15 protein-coding genes are annotated in these 18,884 nt (G+C 62.1%); 12 read left to right on the forward strand and 3 right to left on the reverse strand.

Going from position 1 to position 18,884, the window contains the following annotated elements; all coding sequences use genetic code 11:
- Positions 1-3 precede the first annotated feature (3 nt).
- A complete protein-coding gene (locus OVA06_RS13020) occupies positions 4-1,902 on the forward strand; it encodes an AAA family ATPase (RefSeq protein ID WP_268158813.1) in 1,899 nt (632 codons plus the stop codon).
- Positions 1,903-1,980: 78 nt separating this feature from the next.
- On the opposite strand, the gene OVA06_RS13025 is transcribed toward OVA06_RS13020, so the two are convergent.
- Entirely contained in the window at positions 1,981-4,719 is a 2,739-nt protein-coding gene (locus OVA06_RS13025; RefSeq protein ID WP_268160787.1) for a DUF3427 domain-containing protein, read from the reverse strand.
- Between the two features lie 174 nt (positions 4,720-4,893).
- On the opposite strand from OVA06_RS13025, the gene OVA06_RS13030 reads away from it, so the two are divergent.
- From OVA06_RS13030 to OVA06_RS13045, 4 genes are all read left to right on the forward strand, one after another.
- Complete coding sequence (locus OVA06_RS13030; protein WP_268158815.1) at positions 4,894-5,019, forward strand: hypothetical protein; 126 nt, start codon at positions 4,894-4,896, stop codon at positions 5,017-5,019.
- Between the two features lie 170 nt (positions 5,020-5,189).
- A complete protein-coding gene (locus OVA06_RS13035; protein WP_268158817.1) occupies positions 5,190-5,789 on the forward strand; it encodes a DUF7255 family protein in 600 nt (199 codons plus the stop codon).
- Positions 5,790-5,841: 52 nt separating this feature from the next.
- Complete coding sequence (locus OVA06_RS13040) at positions 5,842-7,446, forward strand: SIR2 family NAD-dependent protein deacylase (protein ID WP_268158819.1); 1,605 nt, start codon at positions 5,842-5,844, stop codon at positions 7,444-7,446.
- Positions 7,436-8,323 carry a hypothetical protein gene (locus OVA06_RS13045; protein ID WP_268158821.1) on the forward strand — a complete coding sequence of 296 codons (888 nt, stop codon included), beginning with the start codon at positions 7,436-7,438 and terminating at the stop codon, positions 8,321-8,323. The genes OVA06_RS13040 and OVA06_RS13045 overlap by 11 nt, the downstream gene beginning before the upstream one ends.
- Positions 8,324-8,369: 46 nt before the next feature.
- On the opposite strand, the gene OVA06_RS13050 is transcribed toward OVA06_RS13045, so the two are convergent.
- Entirely contained in the window at positions 8,370-9,050 is a 681-nt protein-coding gene (locus tag OVA06_RS13050) for an NUDIX hydrolase (protein ID WP_268158823.1), read from the reverse strand.
- Positions 9,051-9,143: 93 nt separating this feature from the next.
- Between OVA06_RS13050 and OVA06_RS13055 the strand changes: the two genes are divergently transcribed.
- From OVA06_RS13055 to OVA06_RS13070, 4 genes are all read left to right on the forward strand, one after another.
- Entirely contained in the window at positions 9,144-10,109 is a 966-nt protein-coding gene (locus tag OVA06_RS13055) for an ARPP-1 family domain-containing protein (protein ID WP_268158824.1), read from the forward strand.
- A complete protein-coding gene (locus OVA06_RS13060; protein ID WP_268158825.1) occupies positions 10,106-11,635 on the forward strand; it encodes an ADP-ribosylglycohydrolase family protein in 1,530 nt (509 codons plus the stop codon). Before OVA06_RS13055 ends, OVA06_RS13060 begins: the two co-directional genes overlap by 4 nt.
- A gap of 29 nt (positions 11,636-11,664) precedes the next feature.
- Positions 11,665-12,666 (forward strand): sigma factor-like helix-turn-helix DNA-binding protein, encoded by a 1,002-nt coding sequence (locus OVA06_RS13065; protein ID WP_268158826.1) that lies wholly within the window; start codon positions 11,665-11,667, stop codon positions 12,664-12,666.
- Positions 12,667-12,911: 245 nt separating this feature from the next.
- A complete protein-coding gene (locus OVA06_RS13070) occupies positions 12,912-14,243 on the forward strand; it encodes a TY-Chap domain-containing protein (RefSeq protein WP_268158828.1) in 1,332 nt (443 codons plus the stop codon).
- A 24-nt stretch (positions 14,244-14,267) separates the two neighbouring features.
- On the opposite strand, the gene OVA06_RS13075 is transcribed toward OVA06_RS13070, so the two are convergent.
- Positions 14,268-15,440 carry an AAA family ATPase gene (locus OVA06_RS13075; protein WP_268158830.1) on the reverse strand — a complete coding sequence of 391 codons (1,173 nt, stop codon included), beginning with the start codon at positions 15,438-15,440 and terminating at the stop codon, positions 14,268-14,270.
- A gap of 648 nt (positions 15,441-16,088) precedes the next feature.
- Here OVA06_RS13075 and OVA06_RS13080 point away from each other — a divergent pair.
- The 3 genes from OVA06_RS13080 to OVA06_RS13090 all read left to right on the forward strand — a co-directional run bounded on the left by OVA06_RS13080 (position 16,089) and on the right by OVA06_RS13090 (position 18,812).
- Entirely contained in the window at positions 16,089-16,337 is a 249-nt protein-coding gene (locus tag OVA06_RS13080) for a hypothetical protein (protein ID WP_268158832.1), read from the forward strand.
- A 226-nt stretch (positions 16,338-16,563) separates the two neighbouring features.
- The gene (locus OVA06_RS13085) at positions 16,564-17,130 is read left to right on the forward strand and encodes a hypothetical protein (protein ID WP_268158834.1); all 567 of its coding nucleotides are present in this window, start codon (positions 16,564-16,566) and stop codon (positions 17,128-17,130) included.
- Complete coding sequence (locus OVA06_RS13090) at positions 17,127-18,812, forward strand: nuclease-related domain-containing DEAD/DEAH box helicase (protein ID WP_268158836.1); 1,686 nt, start codon at positions 17,127-17,129, stop codon at positions 18,810-18,812. Before OVA06_RS13085 ends, OVA06_RS13090 begins: the two co-directional genes overlap by 4 nt.
- Positions 18,813-18,884 lie beyond the last annotated feature (72 nt).

The following is an 18,884-nucleotide window of genomic DNA, read 5'->3' on the forward strand; positions in this document are numbered from 1 at the left end:
CCGTTGAATACCAAACAGCAGGTTCTCGCGTTTGAGAACTCGATGAACGACCTCTACTTGGAACAGGTAGATAAGCAGTCGAAGCCGCTTGTTGCCGGCATACGCCAGCGCAAAAAGACGGACTTCAGTCCACTCACGGGGCGTATCTCCCTTGAGGGCGACAAACCAGGCCAGGTGGAGAACTACTACATCGGGCCCATGCACATCGATCAGGATGATCTCTACGTCATCAGTTGGACGGCGCCCGCGGCGGCGGTCTTCTTTCGAAACCTGAAGTCATGGCAATCCAGAAACGTCCGGGTACAGCGGCGTTTTATACAAAAGGTACGCACGCTGACGAATTACGCCGATGTGTGGGTAGGACGCCCCAATGGTGAAGCTTTCCCCACCAATCGGCCTGAGGAGAAGCCTCCGACTCCGAAGTCAGGCGGCAAATCGAGGTGGCTGGCCGGCGTGAAAGCCAAGGTGGGACCACAGCCAAAGGAGGCCGCCCCGGCGAGCTCTGCCCCGGCACCGTCGGCACCAACGCGGACCGACATGCCGCTGACGACGATGGAGGATCTGCTTCGCGAGACACTCTCAGCCCCTCGCTCGCTTGGCCTCTCATCCGTTCTGGCAACTCTTCAACCGGAGCAGTACGACTTGGTCACGTATGCAGCTGACAAGTCGGTTGTGGTCCAAGGACACGCTGGAACGGGCAAGACGATCATCGCGACGCACCGCGCTGCCTGGCTTGTACACCAGGACCGTCAGGACGCCTTGGAACACATCCTGCTTCTTGGGCCGACGCCGGCGTGGGAAGCGCACGTTTCCACCGCCGTTGGTGATTTCGGAACCCCGGGGAGAAAGATTCTTGTGGGCTCTGTACACGGCCTGATCCTTGAGGTGTTGGGGTTTGAGCCTAGCGCTGTGCGTCCGCGACCTGTTGATGCAGCTAGGGTTCCAAATGGAGCCGACGCCCTCGTCAGGAGTGCCGCCCTGAGGGCGCGCAGTAGCCACAGTAAGGGGCTGGACGCTCTTGGACACTTTTACGAGGACTTTGTCACGCGGTCGCATCTAGACGGTGAAACTCCCGCTGTGAAGGAATGGGCCAGAGGGCTGCCTGCAACGTTCAAAGGAGCACGAAAGGACCCCCTTATGTGGCCGCTGCTGGCCTACATGCGCATCCTTCTCGAGCCCGGGGACGTCTTTGAACACGTAATCGTCGATGAGGCTCAGGACCTCAGCCTCTTCGAATGGCGCGTTCTAGAGGAAATGAACGCCGGCAGCTGGACCTTGGTGGGTGATATGCAGCAGCGCCACTCGATGCAAGTGAAGACCTGGTCAGACATCACTTCCCGACTTTCTGCTGCTCGGTGGGACGAACGTGTAATCAATGACGGTTATCGCACGTCTCAGGCAATCGCGGATTTCGCCGCGGCGCTTCTTCCAAAGTCCGCTGGCCTTCGCCGGGCCTCTCCCCTCGGTCGGGGCATTCCACCGAGAATTGTCAATGCCCAGGCAATCCAGCGAACCGTCGAGTCCATCGCCCTGGAACAATGCCAGAGGCTCGCCACCGACCGTCCTGAGGGGACGGTTGCGGTGATTACTCCTGACGTTGACAGGGTCCTTCAGGAAGCCCGCATATCAGGATGGTCGGCACAAGACAGATGGACCTGGGCTGACAGGGATCTTAATAGGTACTCCTTCCTCACCCCGGAAGAAGCCCGCGGTCTGGAGTTTGACTCAGTCGTCGTCGTCGAGCCCGCTACCTTCCGCGCCAACTCTGGGTCAGATGGAAGGTTGTACACCTCGTTGACCAGAGCCAACCTGGAGCTCGTTGTAGTTCACAGCCGTCCCCTTCCCACAGCTCTGGCGCGGGAGGCCCAGCGACTGACACTGGAGAATCCCTTCGCCCCATAACAGCTCGGGCACGGGGCGAAGGGGCCTGGTCATGGGACCTGGGACCCCACAACTAGTTCCATCTCACGCTGGCGCAACTCATTGGGCTACCGCTGCCGCGGTAGCCAACACATCCGCCGGCATCGACCGGTGCAGCTTCCAGGTGATCGCGATCGGCTTCTCCCCCGAATGCTGCACATAGTCCACCTGTCCTAGGCAGGTGTAAGGAACCGTCAGCCCGGTCTCGTCGTCGGCTGTGTCCCTCGTGAAGATGAGAACCCTCGAACCATGCGAGGCCGGGTCCAGATAGCGGCGTCCCGTCGGGCTCGTTGGCGACGTCGCATTCTGCGACTCCCAGTGGAACAGCTCCGGGCTGATGGCGTAGTCCTTGTACATCGTGGTCGCTGAATGCTTCTTGTCATCCTTATTCAGGGTGACAAAGAAGGCATCTGTGGAAGTCACCGGGCACCAAGCAACGCCCTCGCGGTGCTGCACGTTCTTGCCCTGTTCGAGTGAGCCGTACTGCAACGCTGCCAGAACTTCCTCGCGCCGGTAGGTGGCATGCGACAGCAGCGGGATGTGCTGCAGCCCAGCTCCGAGGCTCTTCGCTGCGTGTTTGGACGCCGCCACTCCCAGCTTAACAACCTGGCGAATCTCGCGGCACACAAACTGGTAGCCGCGCAGGTGGTCCAGTCCGTCGTCGTACGTTGTAAACCCGCCGCCGTCATCCCACAGCGTGTAAAAAAGCATTCGCGCGAAAGCTTGCTCGCGCATGCCAAGATCTGCGTAGCGGGGTGCGTCGGGAGCAACCAGCATGGAATAGGCTGCGGCGCGTTCCGGATCGTCCACGTGAATCAGCGCGGCCATGCGGCCCAGCAGCTTCTTCTCTTCCGTGTCCGACAGTTCCTCGATCTTTCCGCGCAGCACAGTCTCGAGTGGTGAGAATCCTTCGATTAGTCGTGCTTGGCGGAGGTAGCCGGTCCAAGAGTCCCTGGTGGACCGGTAGATCGTCTTCACCTCGTTCCCCGACCGCTCCAGGTAGGCCTCCAGCTCGGTCTCGGCGTACGAGGCAATGTCCCTGGCCAGCTGTGCCCGGTTGAACCGGAGCTGTGCCTTGATGTTGTCCATCACCACCTTCTGCGCCACCCGGTCCAGGATGATCTGCGAGCCGGAGGGCAGGTACGGGAACTCGTCCTCGACCGCCTTCTCCAGCTCCTTGCGCCCGTAGCCGGTCAGCGCCCGGTAGCGCAGATCAAAGCGGAACTCACGGCGCTGCTGGCCGATGAAGTCCAGGACCGTCAGCACGGCCTTGCCCTCGGCACGGCGCAGCCCGCGTCCCAGCTGCTGGAGGAAAATCGTGGCACTCTGCGTGGGCCGGAGCAGCAGGATGGTGTCCACTTGCGGCAGGTCCAGGCCTTCGTTGAAAAGGTCGACAGCGAAGATGCAGTTGATCTCCCGCTTGCCCAGGCGCTTGAGGGCTTCCTCGCGGTCAGCATTGTCAGTGGTGCCGTCGACAGCTACCGAGGCGATGCCGGCACGGTTAAAGACGTCAGCCATATAGTGGGCATGCTGCACGGAGACACAGAAGCCGATGGCCCGCATCCGTTCAGTGCTAGTGACCTTGTCGCGGAGTTCGCGGATTACCTTGGCGGCGCGGGCGTCGTTTCCGGTGTAGAGGGCGCTTAGCTGAGTGGTGTCGTAGTTGCCGCGTTTCCACTCCAACTGGCTCAGGTCGACGTCGTCTGAGACGCCGAAGTAGTGGAACGGCACCAGCAGGTCAGCGTCCAGGGCGTCCCAGAGCCGCAATTCGCTGGCGGTCCGGCCGTCGAAGAACTGTTTGGCGACGTCGACGCCGTCGCCGCGTTCCGGAGTCGCCGTAAGTCCAAGGAGCTGCTGCGGTTTCAGATAGTCGAGCAGGCGGCGGTAGGTGGGTGCCATGGCGTGGTGAAACTCATCGATTACGACGACGCCGAAGAAGTCCGGCTCCAGCTGCTCGATGCCGAGTGAGGACAGCGATTGGACGGAGGCGAAGACGTGCTTCCACTCTTGCGGCTTATTCTCCCCCACGTAGAGTTCACCGAAGGCGCCGTCCTGCATGACGTCGCGATAGGTGCGCATGGCTTGTTTGAGGATCTCCTGCCGGTGGGCGACGAAGAGTAGCTTCAGATCTCTGCCGGCAGCCTCGACTAGGCGTTTGTAGTCGATAGCTGCGATCACAGTTTTGCCGGTTCCGGTGGCGGCGACCAGGAGGTTGTGGTTGAAGCCCTTGATGCGCTCCGCTTCCAGGTCCTCCAGCATCTCCTCCTGGTGGAGGAACGGCTGAACCTCAAGCCCGGTCGCAGCATCTGGCGCCGCGGTACGCCGGCCGCCGTTGCGTTCCAGCGCAGCATCCAGCTTTTCGCCGTCGCGCTCTGGGTCGTAGCTTTGGAAGGCCCGCTGTTCCCAGTAGCTGTCGAAGGTGACCTCGAACTTCTGCAAGAGGGCGGGCGTTGCGACGGAACTGATGCGGACGTTCCATTCCAGACCGTCAAGGAGCGCAGCCTGGCTCAGGTTGGAGCTGCCCACGTAGGCGGTGTCGAAGCCCGTGTTGCGGCGGAACAGCCAGGCTTTGGCGTGCAGCCTTGTGGCCTGGGTTTCGTAGCTGATCTTGACTTCGGCCCCGTACCTCTTTACGAGTTCGTCAATGGCGCGGCGCTCAGTGGCACCCATATATGTTGTGGTGATGACCCGGAGCTTGGCGCCTCGTTCTTTGAGCTGCTCTAAGGCAGGCTGTAGGAGGCGCAGGCCGGTCCAGCGGACGAAGGCGCAGAGGAGGTCGACAGTGTTGGCTGATTCCATCTCGGCCCGAAGTTCGGCGGCGAGGTTCGGATCGTCCTTGCTGTTGGTGAGCAAAGCCGAATCCGACAGCTTGGTGGTCGGTCTGCGGAGTTCGCGGCGCTTGAGAGTGTCTGGGCGGTGGAGAGACTGGAGCTGAGTAGGGCCATCGGCGATACGGTCACGGTGTTGCAGCTCTTGGAGGAGCCGGTTGGCGAGGCCAACTCGATCATGCGGCTTCGCTGTAAACAGAGCCTTCCGGACGGCATCGGCCACATGACGGGAAAGAACATCCGGGGTGTCATCGTCCTCGACGTCTACTAGGAGCGGCTGCAGTCCTGGCGTGTTGCCAAGCAGGTTGCCGAGAACATCCGTGTTGAGTAGTTCGTACAAACCTTCGGGCAGCTCTGCCGCCGCCCCTCCCCCAATGGCATTAGTCACTTCGCCAGGTTATTTGTTATGTGGCTGAACCCCTAACCTAAACACCGGAAAGAATGAGCCGCTATGCTCTCTCCATGCCTGTGGGAGACTGTGAGAACGCTTTTATGGAGGCCGCCCGCCGTGAGGGTGTGGAACTCGTTCGGTATAAGAAGCCATGGATCAATCAAAGAGGGCATTTCGGTCTGCCCGATCGAGCCTTCGGCGTGACCGGTCCGCTGAATTCCATCTTCTTGTCCCTTGGCGGTAACTCCACTGAACAGGCGGCCAAGCGAACTACAGCCTTGCCCGGGGACTTTATGCACCCGCCAACCGGAACGATTATTGAGGTCGACGAATTGCAGCACTTCACCAGCTTTCGGTTGCAGTCGTTCGAGTATTATCCAACCGGCTCTCGGCTGGGATTCGAACCCGACGAGTACCAAGAACTCTGTCGCAAGTTCGCGCCGGAAGCCGACAAGTATAGACAATCGAAGACGGCTGTAGCTTTTGGCCCTGGTGGTCGCCAGAGGCAGCGCGCGTATTATGACGCCCTGCGGGATCTGGCGGTGCCAGCGATGGGGCTTCCTCCTGTAATCCGGATACCTGCAGCCGACGGCAATGGTAGAACTGCGTTCGAGCGAAATCGCGAGCGAATACTGCACGCCCTCTCTTAGCCCGCGGACTAACTTGCCCGCGGCTCTCGGCCTATTCTGATAAACAGTTCCAATGACCCAACCGCATGTTTTCGTAGCCATGGCCGACATCTTGAATGTCCGGTGTGATGCGTGGTTGCTGCCCACGGACTCCACTGTCAAAATCGAGAAGCATTGGCTGCGGGCACATCCAGAGCTACGCAGCATGGCAGCGGCGTCTGCGTCGGCGGAATTCCGTGACGGAAGCGCGCTCGCCGAACCCATCCGCTCCTGGGAGTCCGTGTTACCCCTGCCCATCATGACGGCAGTGCCGGACGACGGTACATGGGGGTCCGCCGTCGTCGCCGAACGTCTTGAAGCGTTCGTCTGTGCCGCGCTCATGACGATGCCAGTGCCGCCCGACCGCCGACCTTATCGACTCCTTGCCTTACCCTTCTTCGGAACCGCCGGTGGAGGCGCCGGGAATCATCTCGGTGCTGCTCTGCGTGCCATCCTCGATGCCTCCGCGGAATTGGCCAGTCGCTACGACGTCGACATTGTGCTCGTGCTGAGAGACCGAGCCGCGTTTTCACTGGCTCAGAAGCTGCGCCGAGAGGCGTCCGACGGCTCGCCCTGGCCTTCCCTAAAACCCCACCTGCATGCCAAGGCGAAATCCCTCGGGCAGACTGCAGGCGCCGGTCACCTGGTCCCGTTCCTGGGCGCAGGAGTCAGCGTCAGCGCTGGCGCTCCCAGCTGGGGCCAACTCCTCGACACGTTGCGGACCGGCGTCCGCCTGAAAGAAGCAGAGGTGGAGGCGTTTAAGGGGCTGGGACCGCTGGACCAAGCCGGCGTACTTGAGCAACTCTATGCCGATCAACACGGATCCAAGGCGGCCTTCGGCCGAGCCGTTGCTGCGGCGGTCGACCTGCCGAGATACGGGCTTGCCCCCGCGCTTCTCGCCGCGCTGCCCTCTGCCGGAGCGATCACTTTGAACTATGACCGGCTTTTCGAAATGGCCTGCGGAGATGCCCAACGGCCGCGAACGGTCATGCCCGAGAACATTCCTGCAGTTGGCAATGACTGGCTGCTAAAACTTCATGGCTCGGTCAGTGCGCCGGAGAGCATTGTGCTGACCCGTGACGACTACCTCGGGTACAACAGCAACCGTGAAGCGCTGTCCGCTCTAGTCAAGGCACACCTGCTGACCCACCACTTGTTGTTTGTGGGGTTCGGGCTCGCGGATGACCATTTCCATGAGATCGTCCACGATGTCAGGCGGGCGCTTCCGGCAACGGGCTCCAAGGAGCACCAGATGGGGACCGTACTCTCGCTCTTCCATGAACCGCTGCAGAGCCTTGTCTGGTCTGGAAATCTGGACATCCTTCCCATGTCCGACGCACCAGCGCAGAACGCGGGCGAAGAAGAAGTGCACACGGCCCTCGCGGCAGCAGGAAGGGAGCTTGAAATATTCCTCGACATGATGGCCTCGTACGCAACCGACAACCACTCGTATCTGCTGGCCCCGGCCTATGACGCCGGACTGAATGAGGCCGAGTCCAGGCTACGCGCCCAACTGATGGAGCTGGCTGCGCAACCGCGTTCTCCAGAAACGGAGGAAGTCTGGGCACTACTGGACAAGACACTCGAGCGGCTGGGCCGCAGCCTTTCCCATCAAGGACGGACAAACTATGAAGGTTGAGAAAAAGGTCCTGGAGCAGGTTGCCGAGTATCTGGGGAACTACGTCTACCTGCTGATAGACCCCCGAACGGGGATTCCGTTCTACGTTGGCAAGGGCACCAGAACGCGGGTACTCGACCACGGGCTGGAGGCCGATGCTCTAACGGCGCCGGCGGAGGAACCCCAAGGCGAGCACTCTCGAAAGATCGCTGCTATCCATGGCATCCGCCAGGACGGCCTCGAACCGGAAATCTGGATACTGCGGCACGGCATGGGGTCCGAATACACCCAAGTTGAGGCGGCAGCCATTGATTTGGTCAGTTCCTTCCTACTGATGCCGAGCCATGCTCCCCACCCGCTCGCGCACTTGGATCAGCTCACGAATGCCCGACGTGAATCGTCGCATGGACACGGAATTGAGACCTTGGGGAACATCGTGTCGGAGTTCGCAGCGCCGGACCTTGGCATTGATACGCCGCCACTGTTGCTGGTCACCCTTAAGTCGTGGGTTGCTGCGGAGGAAGTAGCGCCCGGTGGCTCTGTGCGCGCTGGTTACGGCTTCAAGTCCGACTGGCTCAACGCCAGAGATAGAGCGCAGTATGCTTCCGAGCTCGGCGACTCCGTTCGCTGCTGGTGGAAGTTGAGCCAGTCCCGCATTGAAAGGGACGGGATCGAACACGTTGTGGCTGTACACCGCGGCGTGACGAGGGGCCTGTTCAGGATTCGTGCGGACGCCTGGGAGCAGGACCCTATTACGGGCAGGCGCGGCTTTCAGGTCAGCCCGGTGTTTGAAGGTCCGGTGTTCGACAAGGTGATTGGCCAGTACGGTTTCCGGACGCCCGCCAAGAAACGAGGCGCCGTCACGCCGCTGACTTACTGGCCAAGGATGACGGACTAGGGCTTTCTCCGCGAAGATATCCTGACTGCGGCGGACGACCTCAGGCTTAATTGCCCTCTAGGTCCCCCCGCACCCATAACCGCGACGGCCTCCCCCTCGCCCCGTCGGACATCTGCCCCGTCCCGGTCAGTTTCGGCTCCATAAACCGCCGGAACGTGTCCCTCATCAGCGGGGCGCCGGCCACCGCCTCGTGCAGTTCCCGCAGATCCTTCAGCGTGAACGGCTCGTCCAGCAGCGCCCCAGGGTCCGGCGCTTCGGCATAAACGGCCCGCAGCCACTCCACCGCCTTGGCCACAATATCGGCATGTCCATAGGGCAACGCGGCGATCAGCTCTGGTTCCCCGGTCACGGAAGCCAGCCGGACGCCGTCGGACTCCAATGCATCCTCCAGAGCAGCCAGCGGCACCACATCCACGTGCGCCACCGACAGCACCCACCCGCGGTCATCACGGCCCGGCTCGTCGAACACCTGCAGCTGGCGCGGCACCCGCCCGGAAATCCCAGCCTTCTCCCGCAAGCACCGCAGCACCGCGTCCGCCAGGGTCTCGCGTTCGCGCAGGAACGTTCCCGGCAGGGCCCATTTTCCGTGCTGGCGGTCCTCCGCGCGGCGCACGAGCAGCACGCAGACGCTCCCGTCGGCCACGGTCAGCACGGAGGTGTCCACCGCCACCGATGGCCGCGGGTAGTCGAGCAGGGACGGCCCGGGGCTGTGCTTGGATTCCTTCACACCTCCATTTATCGCAGTCTTGCGCTAAAGAAGCAACGCGTGCATACTGAAACCAATTAGCGCAGAAATGCGATAAATCAACTGGAGGTCATCATGAAAGTCCCGCAGCTTCACGTGGGCGCCGGCAGCAGCCTCGGCCCGCTCAGCATCTTCCCCGTCTGGACCTCCGCTCCCGGAGGCCTCGGCATCAGCACCGGGACCCATGCAAACGTCGCCGTTACCGAACTCGACGGCGGCGCCCAGGTGTCCCGCCTCACGGTCACCAACAACGGCCCGCACCCGGCACTGCTGCTCGAAGGCGAGCTGCTCGAAGGCGGGCAGCAGCACCGGACCTGCGCCCGCGACGTCGTCCTCGGCCCGGGCGAAAGCCGCGGCATCGACACCTTCTGCGTCGAGGCGGGCCGCTGGGAAGCCGGAGAGAGCAGCCACCGGCGCCAGGCCCGCCGCGCTCCCCTAAACGTCTGGTCCGAGCTCGCCAACGGCCTGAACGGGCAGCGGGGAGGAAACCAGCAGGACCGCATCTGGGAACGGGTCCGCCGCTTCGACGCCGCCCGGGGCGCCTCCGCCACCAGCTCCCTCCTCCAGCACATGGACTGGTTCAAGGACGACAAGGAACAACGGAACAGGTTCAACGCCGCAGACGCGCCCGCCCCTCTGGAGGGCCAGCGCGGCGTGGTGATCGGCCTGGCCCGGCAGCCGCTGCTCCTGGAGGTCTTCGGCACCAACACCCTGTTCCGCCGCCACTACCGGCAGCTGGTCGAGTCTGCGCTGCTGGACCTCGAGCTCTTGCCGCCCCAGGCGCTGGCCTCCGGGCCGATGCCCGGCCAGCGCGCCCGCGACTTTGCTGCGCAGGTGCAGGCGATGGACTTCGGAACATTCGACGGCGGAGCCGCCGCTGTGGAGGTACGGAACCACGGCTCACTCCGGAGCCGGAACGTCTCCGGCGCCGCCGGAGCGGTCACTACCGCCGGCATCGCCGTCGCACTCCCCCAGCGCCGCCCGCAACTGGCCCACCTCACCGGCTGGAACACCCAACACCCCCTGATGGAGATGGCATGAAACTGAACCCATTGCAGAATGACCGCGCGGCCGGCGTCCTCGTGGCCCTGGCCGCCGGCGACGCTCTCGGAGCTGGCTACGAGTTCGGCGCCCCGCTGCCGGACGGCGCCGAAGTAACCATGAAGGGCGGCGGCCCGTTCGGGTTCGCGCCCGCCGAGTGGACCGACGACACCTCCACGGCCATCCCGATCGCCGAGGCGCTGCTGGAGTTCGGGTCCGACGGCGGCGCCTCCTCCCCTGCGGGGCTCACGATGGTGGTTAGGGCGTGGTCCTCGTGGGCGGCCGAAGCGAAAGAGGTTGGAGCGCAGACGAGCGCCGTCACCGCTACTGCACGGAGGCTGGCTGTCGCTGCTGGTCGCGAGGTTGAGGCCGCGGACTTCACTGCCGCGGCCGCTGACTTCCACGCCCGGACCGGACGGAGCGCCGGCAACGGTTCGCTGATGCGCACTGCTCCCCTCGCGCTTGCATACCTGGACCGGGAGCCCTCTGAACTGATGGCTGCCGCGGGTGAGCTGAGCGCGCTGACGCATGCCGATCCTGATGCGCGGGAGGCATGCGAGCTGTGGTGTGTTGCCATCCGTCACGCCGTTCTTACCGGGTTGCTCGATGTCCGGGTGGGCCTCCGGCTGCTGCCCGCCGAGCGGGCTTCGCTGTGGCTTGAGCGGATTGAAACGGCTGAGCGGTCCCGGCCCCGCGACTTCAGCCGGAACGGCTGGGTGGTTGAGGCTTTCCAGGGGGCATGGAGCGCCATCCATTATGCGGGCCTTTCGGCTGCCGGTCCGGCCCATCTTCGGGCCTCCTTGGAGGAGGCGGTACGCGGCGGGCGCGACACCGACACGGTGGCAGCCATCGCCGGCGGCCTCCTGGGAGCTGCCTACGGCTACACCGCGGTGCCCTTCGCATGGCGGCAGCGGCTCCACGGGTGGCCGGGCCTGCGTGCCCGCGATCTGATGGGGCTGGGCATGGAGCTGGGCCGAGGCGAAGGCCACCGGTCCACGTCCTGGCCGCGCGCTGAACGGCACGACTACAGCATGTGGAGCCGCACCGACGCGCTGGTCCGGCACCCGCACGACGACGGTGTGTGGCTCGGTGGGGTCGGCTCACTCGAGCGCGTGACTGAGTTGGGGATCGACGCCGTGGTGTCGCTTTGCCGGCTGGGCCCGCTGGATGCGCCGGGCGTCGCGCCGGAGGACCACGCCACTTTCTGGGTGGTCGACTCCGCTGTTGAAGGCGACAACGCTCACACAGCCTTTGTCCTCGGGGAGGCGGCGGCCGCCGTCGAACGCTACCGGGCGGAGGGCAAGACGGTGCTGCTGCACTGTGTCCGAGCGGAATCCCGGACACCCACAGTGGCTGCCGTGTATGGCGCCCGCGTTTCTCAAATTTCTCCACTGGAGGCGCTGGAGGACGTGCGGCGGGCACTGCCTAGTGCGCGGCCAAATCCTCTCTTCATGCAGGTGCTGGCAGAAGCCGAAACCACCACCGATTCGGCGGCCGGCGGTGCCACGCGCGCAGGTGCCCGATAATGTCCGAGGCTGCTGATAGGAATATGACCATGACAACAACTCCTGAACTCAGCCGGGAGCAGCGCGACGCTGCGATGGTCGAGCGCTACGCCGATGGTGAGACGCTGGACGCCATCGGCCAGAGCTTTGGCATCACCCGTGAGCGGGTCCGGCAGATCATCGCCAAGGTGGGCGGAACGAACGCCGAGGAATCCCGCAGGAACCGGATCGCGGCACGTGAAGCGGCCACCAAGGCGGCGCATGAAACCTTCCTCGCTGAGTACGGGGACCTCACCCGCCAGATGGCCAAGCGCGGCGTGACCCGGCCTGATGCCGTGCTGAAGCTTCAGGCGCTGTACCCGGCGATCGACGTTGATCTGGCCGAAGAAGCCCTAAAGGGATCGTCCGTTCTTTTCTCCAAGGCGCAGGTCGATGACATCTTCTCCCAAGAGGCGCTGGCTGCCGGGATCTGGTTCCTGCTGGGATCCGACAGGAATCTTGCGCCCGACCGTGAGTGGGCGGCAGTGAACCTGGACCTGTCCCTCATGAGCGAGCTACGGGCCGCCCTGGAATCGGCAGAAGCGTCCCCCGATGACGTGGCAACCATCCTGGGAGTTATTGGCGCCGCCCAGAAACACGTCTCGAAGGATCCGACCACCAGCATCACCGGTGCCCGTTACCAGGAGCTCCGCGACGAACTTGTTGTGGCCTTCGGCCTAGTGTCTCGGCAAGGAGCTTTCCCGTGGCCGCCTACCCGGCAGACAGTGATGAAGCGCTTCGGGGGCTGGAACGAGGCCTTGGAAGCAATGGGAATCGGGACCACAAAGCAGGGCCGATCAAAGGGACTGCTGAAGTTCACCCGTGAAGAGTATGACGACGCGGTGAGTGACTTCTGCTTCCAAGCGGCGGCTGCCGAATCGAATGCGACGTACGCAGCCTACGACGACTGGGTGAAGCAGGAACTAGCAGCTGGCCGGTCCCGGCCCTCCGGCGCATCGGTCAGAAACATCTACGGCACTTGGGCGGACGCCCTGCGTTCGGTGAAGGGGTAGGCGAGAAGCATTGGGGGCATTTGCCGGCAAGGAACAGCACCAGGTGGGCATTCGTGTGCCGTCAGACTGGATGATCGAGTCTGACTTTATGGACTCGTACAGGAAGGGTGATCCGCTCCGTGCAATCGCCAGGGCGACGGAGCGCGACCTTGAAGAGGTTTGCCTCCTGATCATGGGGGAGCAGCCCAAGCGATGAATTGGAGCGCTCACGCGCTGTTCGGCGGCGCGCATCGGCAACCAACGAGGTGCTGCTCGCCAATGAGGAAATGGTTGAGCGGCTCCACGCCTCGGGAATTGATCGCGATGAAATACCCAAAGTTTTAAAAGCACTGGGTATTTCAATCGACATCCCCACCGCCGCGGAGCTGCTGCAAATCCCTGGTATTCCCGGGGGTCAAACGGTCGAGGACACCCCGACACGGCGGATCGGTGACAAGCTAAGCCTGCTGTATGTCGCGGGAGTCCACCATGAAATAGAACCGGACTACCAATTGGCCTTGGGAAAGATGTCACTGCCCGCAGTAGCAGAGCTCCGGGGCCTGCTGAATCAGCGCTTGCCGTATCGGCGCATGGCCGAGATTCTGGCCGTCATCGAAACGACAGCTCTGGCCATCCGAGCTAGAACAATCACGACCATTTCTCACGAGGACTACGAGAGCGCTAGGCAGGCAGTGTCGAGGCGCGTTGGTTCAATTGCGAACGACCCGGATGATCCCTGGCCCGTTCCGGGACGAACCTTGCGTGCACGCTACGGTCACGGGTCCTGGGAAAGTTTGCTGAACTCGGTGGGTATGCGACTTCTGTCCAGTGACCACCGCTTCACCGAGCTGGACTACTTGGACGTGCTCGACCGTTCCACCGAGGAATGCATGCAATTCGGGAATCCCATGGACATAGAGTTTTACGACCAGTGGATCATCGCGGCCGCCGCCGTGAGAGAAGAACATCCTTCAGCCGTAGAGCTGATCCGTCGTTACGGTAGCTGGGAAGCCGCCATCGAAGTCATACTCTCCCAAGAGGAAGAAGTCGACGAAGAGCCGGACACCCACGAGTTTTACTGGGGCTTTCCATTTGGATTTGAGGATGAAAGCTTGGCCATCAATGAAGCGAAAGCCAAACGTGAGGCTGAGGAGTGGCGTCAAGCAGGCGAACTCATCGGTCAACTCTTGGCAAAGATGCCGTGGAACAGCTTTCTGCGCGTCGAATACGACGGGAATGAGGAGGTCACAACTCGGCCCTACGCGCAGGCCACGCCGAGCGCCGACGGCGTGTGGTGCGAAATCGTGTCTGAGCAATACCTGTCGGCAGCTGAGTGGCCCATCAACAGGCGCTATTTTGCGAACAATGACTGGGCAGCGCCGGATGACGAGGTGCCCAATTGGTGGAAGACAGGTGTGCCCCTGGCCGATGCGGGTCACCAGATTGTGCGTGGGCTCAGACAAGGCCGGGGTTGCCAAGACGCTAATAAGCTGCGCTGGAGTACGGGCGAGTTCCCGGCCGGACCTGGCCCGGATGGCGGCGTCACGATAGAGCGAGCGCTGGGAGGCGAAGTCCAGACGTTGCGGAATGCGAGCTGACTCAAACGGAAATTGACGCTACCGTCAGGCTCTCTTGCTACAACTCGCCTTACCGAGTTTGACGGCTGGAAGTCCAGGCGCAGCAAGGTACGACGCCGCGTCATCGGAGCGGGCCTCGGGAATGGGTGGAGATAGCTGCAGCTGGGCTGCGCTGTTCCAGAGCGAGTCGTAACCAGCCAAGTCCGCCAGTCCACTGGCGGAAGTGCCAATCACCAGCGTGACGTTTGTTTGATTAGCGGTGTTGGCAAGGAACTTGATTAGGGTTTCCACAGCCTCAGCTGCGTCCACAACGTCAGTCTGGTTTGCTCTGCCTTTTATCAGGCCATCAAGATCATCAATAAATATTGCGATGGGCCGTGCCAACTCGGCAGAAATCCGAAAGTCTCTTACGTCTTTGGTTCCTAGTCTTCGGCACGCATCGATGCGCGGAAGAACCCGATCGAAAACGAGCCGCAGGAGTTCTCTTGTCTGCACGACTCCCGTGGACATAGTCCCCTGATGGTGGCGCCAGTTGGCGCTCACTGCGGACTCAGGGGCTGACGTGGCGACCCAAGTGAGCGCTCCAGAGTCTTGGGCAGCCATTGCCATGTCCGCGATCAGCCGCGACCGAGCCGAACGTGAACTGCCCTTAACCACAAGGTTCGGTGCCCACGCGGTCGAGAAGTTTGCCCTTTCAATTCCTGTCGGCAGCTCTAAAAACGCGTCTCCCACGGAGTTACCATCGGGGCCAACAAGAGGGCTAAAAAACGTTGATGGGGACCCGACAGGCCCTTCAAAAATGGCAGCCCCCGCAGGAATAACGGCATCCCGCAGGTCACCGTGCAAATACTGAGCGCCCTGCAACCCTTCACAGTTGCTGAGCTGGATGCGATGGGCTCCGTTCAAGCCGCCCACCAGAAGCTCGGAAACGTCCAAGTCGCGGCCCGCCAGTATTAAGGACACGCCTCCTTCAGGCGGGGAAGCGATGAGATGGTTGAGCTTCTCGGCAAGTAGGGATGAGTATTCATGGGCATCGGTCTGGAGTGACTCAGCTCCGTTGACAATGACAGGTGTACCGCGCGGATCCTCATGCATTCCTCCAAAGATCTCGCCGATACTCATGCAAGCATGCCCCATTGATGGGGAGAGTGTCCTCATCCCTTCCAACATCCAGCCATACTCACCGCCGACGAGGTCGATGACATGTGTTGCACGCATGCGGCAAGACTGACTGATGATCTCGTCGAGGTACGTTTTCCCCCTCTTAACTGACCCATCACCTCGAATCAGTAGGAGCCCACCGCTGGCTGGCCAATCTTCAGCCAAATCACCTAGGCGGACGACGGCCGTCAGGCAGCGTCCCGAGCATTATCAGGCGGTCATCCATGGGTAAGTCTCCGATCGCGGGTGAGTGCTGGAAGAAAGTGTATTGCCAGGCGCCGACACTGCCTCACAACAAATGTCGGACCTCGTATTCATAATGCTCTCAACGCCTCGCAACGATGCTTGGACTATGTTCTGGAGGGACGTTATTGGTGACGGATACGAAATATTTGATAGTGGGCACAACAAGCGCATTTCGCGACACCAACTGCTGAATGCGACGCAAATAGAACAGGTCATGATTGCGCTTCGTTCGCTCCGCTTGAATGGCGTCGAGGAGGCACGGATGGTGCTTTTGAAAGGGTCAGGCCGCCGCATCGCTCTAGTCACGGAATTGTATGACATAAAACTTCACAAGGTTCTGTCCTACATTGCCCGAGAAAAGCACCGTCGACTACTTGCAGGGCGCTAACCTCATCGGTCGAACAAAGCCCCTGTTCGTGTCGCCTCGACCAGACGGACAGCGAGTCGCCCGCCGCGCTCGTGCGCCAGGCCATCGAAAACGAAGACGGAGGCGCTTTCCCACTGACCCCGGCATTCCTCGAATGCATCGTCCGCAAGCTGATCGGAAACCTTGACAACGCCGTTGTACCTTCCACCACCTCCCACGAGGACGCAGCAGCCCAGGACTACCTCACTCAGCGCCTGTCCGTCCTGCGCAGGCAACCCGCTCACTCCACCGAATCCGCTTCACCGATGGGGTATCCGCTTAGGGTGCCCGAACCCTTTTAGACGTAGGATCCGTAATCCCGGGATGTTTCTCCGGCCTCCAGGAGAGCACCAATTCAGGACACTGCTGGAGCCGCGATCCGTCAAAGCAAATAATGTCGGGCAGTGCTGATACAAATATGATCTGAAACATCTTCTGAACTCAGCGCGGAGCAACACCACGCTGCGGTGTCCAGAGCTTAGGAACCGTGCGCGATCAAATGCGCAGCAGTGGAAAGATTGATACCCCGTGATGGAAATGCTCAGCGGAGCCAGCGTAGGCACGTTCAAGAACCTTGTGTGGATCATCGCTGTGGTGATCGGCCTGCTATTCCTCGTTGGAAGCCGCGTTTCCGCTCCGTTGAAAATTGCAGCGCGGGTGGTCACTGCCCTGACGGCAGGCACAGCGGCTTTTGCCGCAGCCAACCTCGCGGTGGTCTTTTACATCCTTGCCCACCTTATGGATCCGCGCTGGTCCGTTGGGAGGGACGCAACGGTTGAGAGCCCTGAACTGTCTGCGGGACCGTTCTTCCAGCCAATAACCGACACGCTGAATGACATCTTGGACGGCCTGACCGGCAGCGTTAACAACGTCATCGCACTGAAGAACGCGTTCCTCACCATGCCGGACTTTATTGTCGCCGCGGGCTGGGCGTCCTTGCTGCTGGTGGGTTTCGCCATCACGAACCGCATCCTTTCCTCGATTATCGAAAAGGACCAAATGAAGCAGATCGACCGGAATACGCGGGATCTAGCTGACATCCGTGCCCAGTTCGGGCTGGCCCCCTTCCAGGACACCAAAGTCGGGGCACGATGAGGTGCGTTCCGGAGGACCCGGAATTTGGCGAAGGTTTTCACGCCGAGAAGGCAGTCTGGGAGGCGCTGAAGAGTAGCCTTCCCGATGACTGCGTCCTGGCCCACTCGGTCCATGTCCGCGACGGCCGGAACGAATACGAGATTGACCTGCTCGTTCTTTGGCCCAACGTTGGCATGGCCGCCATTGAGGTCAAGGGCGGCCAGGTTTCCATCGACAACGGCCAGTGGTACCAGTCAGACCGCGCGGGGAAGCACAAAATCAAGAGCCCCCTGGCGCAGTCCCAAAGCTCACTCCACGCCCTCAAGAACTGGCTGGAGATCCAGCTCGGCTCCCGCATGAGCAGCCGCTGCGTCTACATGGTCAGCCTCCCCTACACAGAGGTGCCGGGAGACTGGACAATCGCAGGCTGCCCCCGGTCGCTCATCCTCGACCAGACCGGCAGCAAGTCCCCCGCCGACCTCGTCCGCCAAGCCATCGAAAACGAAGGCGGCGGAGCCTCCCCACTGGCGCCGGCCTTCCTGGAACGTATCGTCCGCAGGCTTGGCGGAAACCTGGACACCGCCGTCGTACCTTCCACCACCGCGCTGGAGGATGAAGCAGCGCAGGACCACCTCACCGAGCGCCAGTCCGTACTGCTCCAGGCAACCCGCTCACTCCCCCGGATCCGCTTCACGGGCGGCGCGGGCAGCGGAAAAACGTGGCTCGCCGTCGAGAGGGCCAAGCTGCTGAGCAAGCAGGGCAAGCGCGTAGGTCTCTTCTGCTACAACAAGGGCTTGGGGCAATACCTTCAGGACCGCGTCGCACCCTGGCGCCAGGCCAAGCCGGTGTTCACGGGCGAGTTCCACGAATACGTGCGCGGGCTGGGAGTCCCGGACGGCTCGGGGCAGGACTATTTCGACGTCGAAATGCCCCGCCTCTTGAAGGAGCTGGCAGCCGGACTGGAGCCGCACGAGCGGCTGGACGCCGTCGTCGTCGACGAAGCGCAGGACTTCGCACCCCTATGGTGGGACGCACTTCTCGCGTGCACCAGCGACCCGGACGCGGGTGAGGTATACGCGTTCATGGACGACCGTCAGGATGTCTACCAGCGCTGGGGAGGCGCGACGGCGGACCTCACCAGCGGCCCGATGGCTACCTTCGTTCCCATCCACATTGACGACAACCTCCGCAACACCCGCAAGATCGCCGAAACGTTCAAGCCCTTCGCGGGCGAATATTTCACGCCCCGGGGCAGCACCGGCCTCCCGGTACGGTTCGTGGACTGTCCGACCGAGGACGCGCTCGAGGTCGCCGGAGATTGCGTGGACGCGCTGATCGAGGAAGGCTGGGCGAACAACCAGATAGCGCTCCTCACCACCAAGGACCGCCACCCCATCCACCTGGATTACTTCAAGCGCGGCGCCACGGAAGAGTACTGGCGGGACTTCCACGCCAACGACGGTGAGTTCTACGGCCATGTGCTGGGCTTCAAGGGCTTGGAACGGTCCGTTGTTGTCCTTTGCGTCAACGGATTCAAGGACATGGGCAGGGCCCGGGAACAGCTATATGTCGGGTTGTCGCGGGCCCGGAGCCTGCTGGTGGTTGTAGGTGAGTCCGGGCTGCTGGAGGAGGCAGGCGGCCGCGAACTCAAGCTCGCGCTGTCGCGGAGCCAGACGTGGAAACCCGTGCTGGAAGACGGTTAGTGGCGCTGCTCACCTAAATTGTCGGTGCCCCGCAATACTCTTCAGGCACCAGATCAGAACCGTCCAATGGGG

It is taken from the genome of Pseudarthrobacter sp. SL88, from assembly GCF_026672455.1.
Lineage (GTDB): Bacteria > Actinomycetota > Actinomycetes > Actinomycetales > Micrococcaceae > Arthrobacter.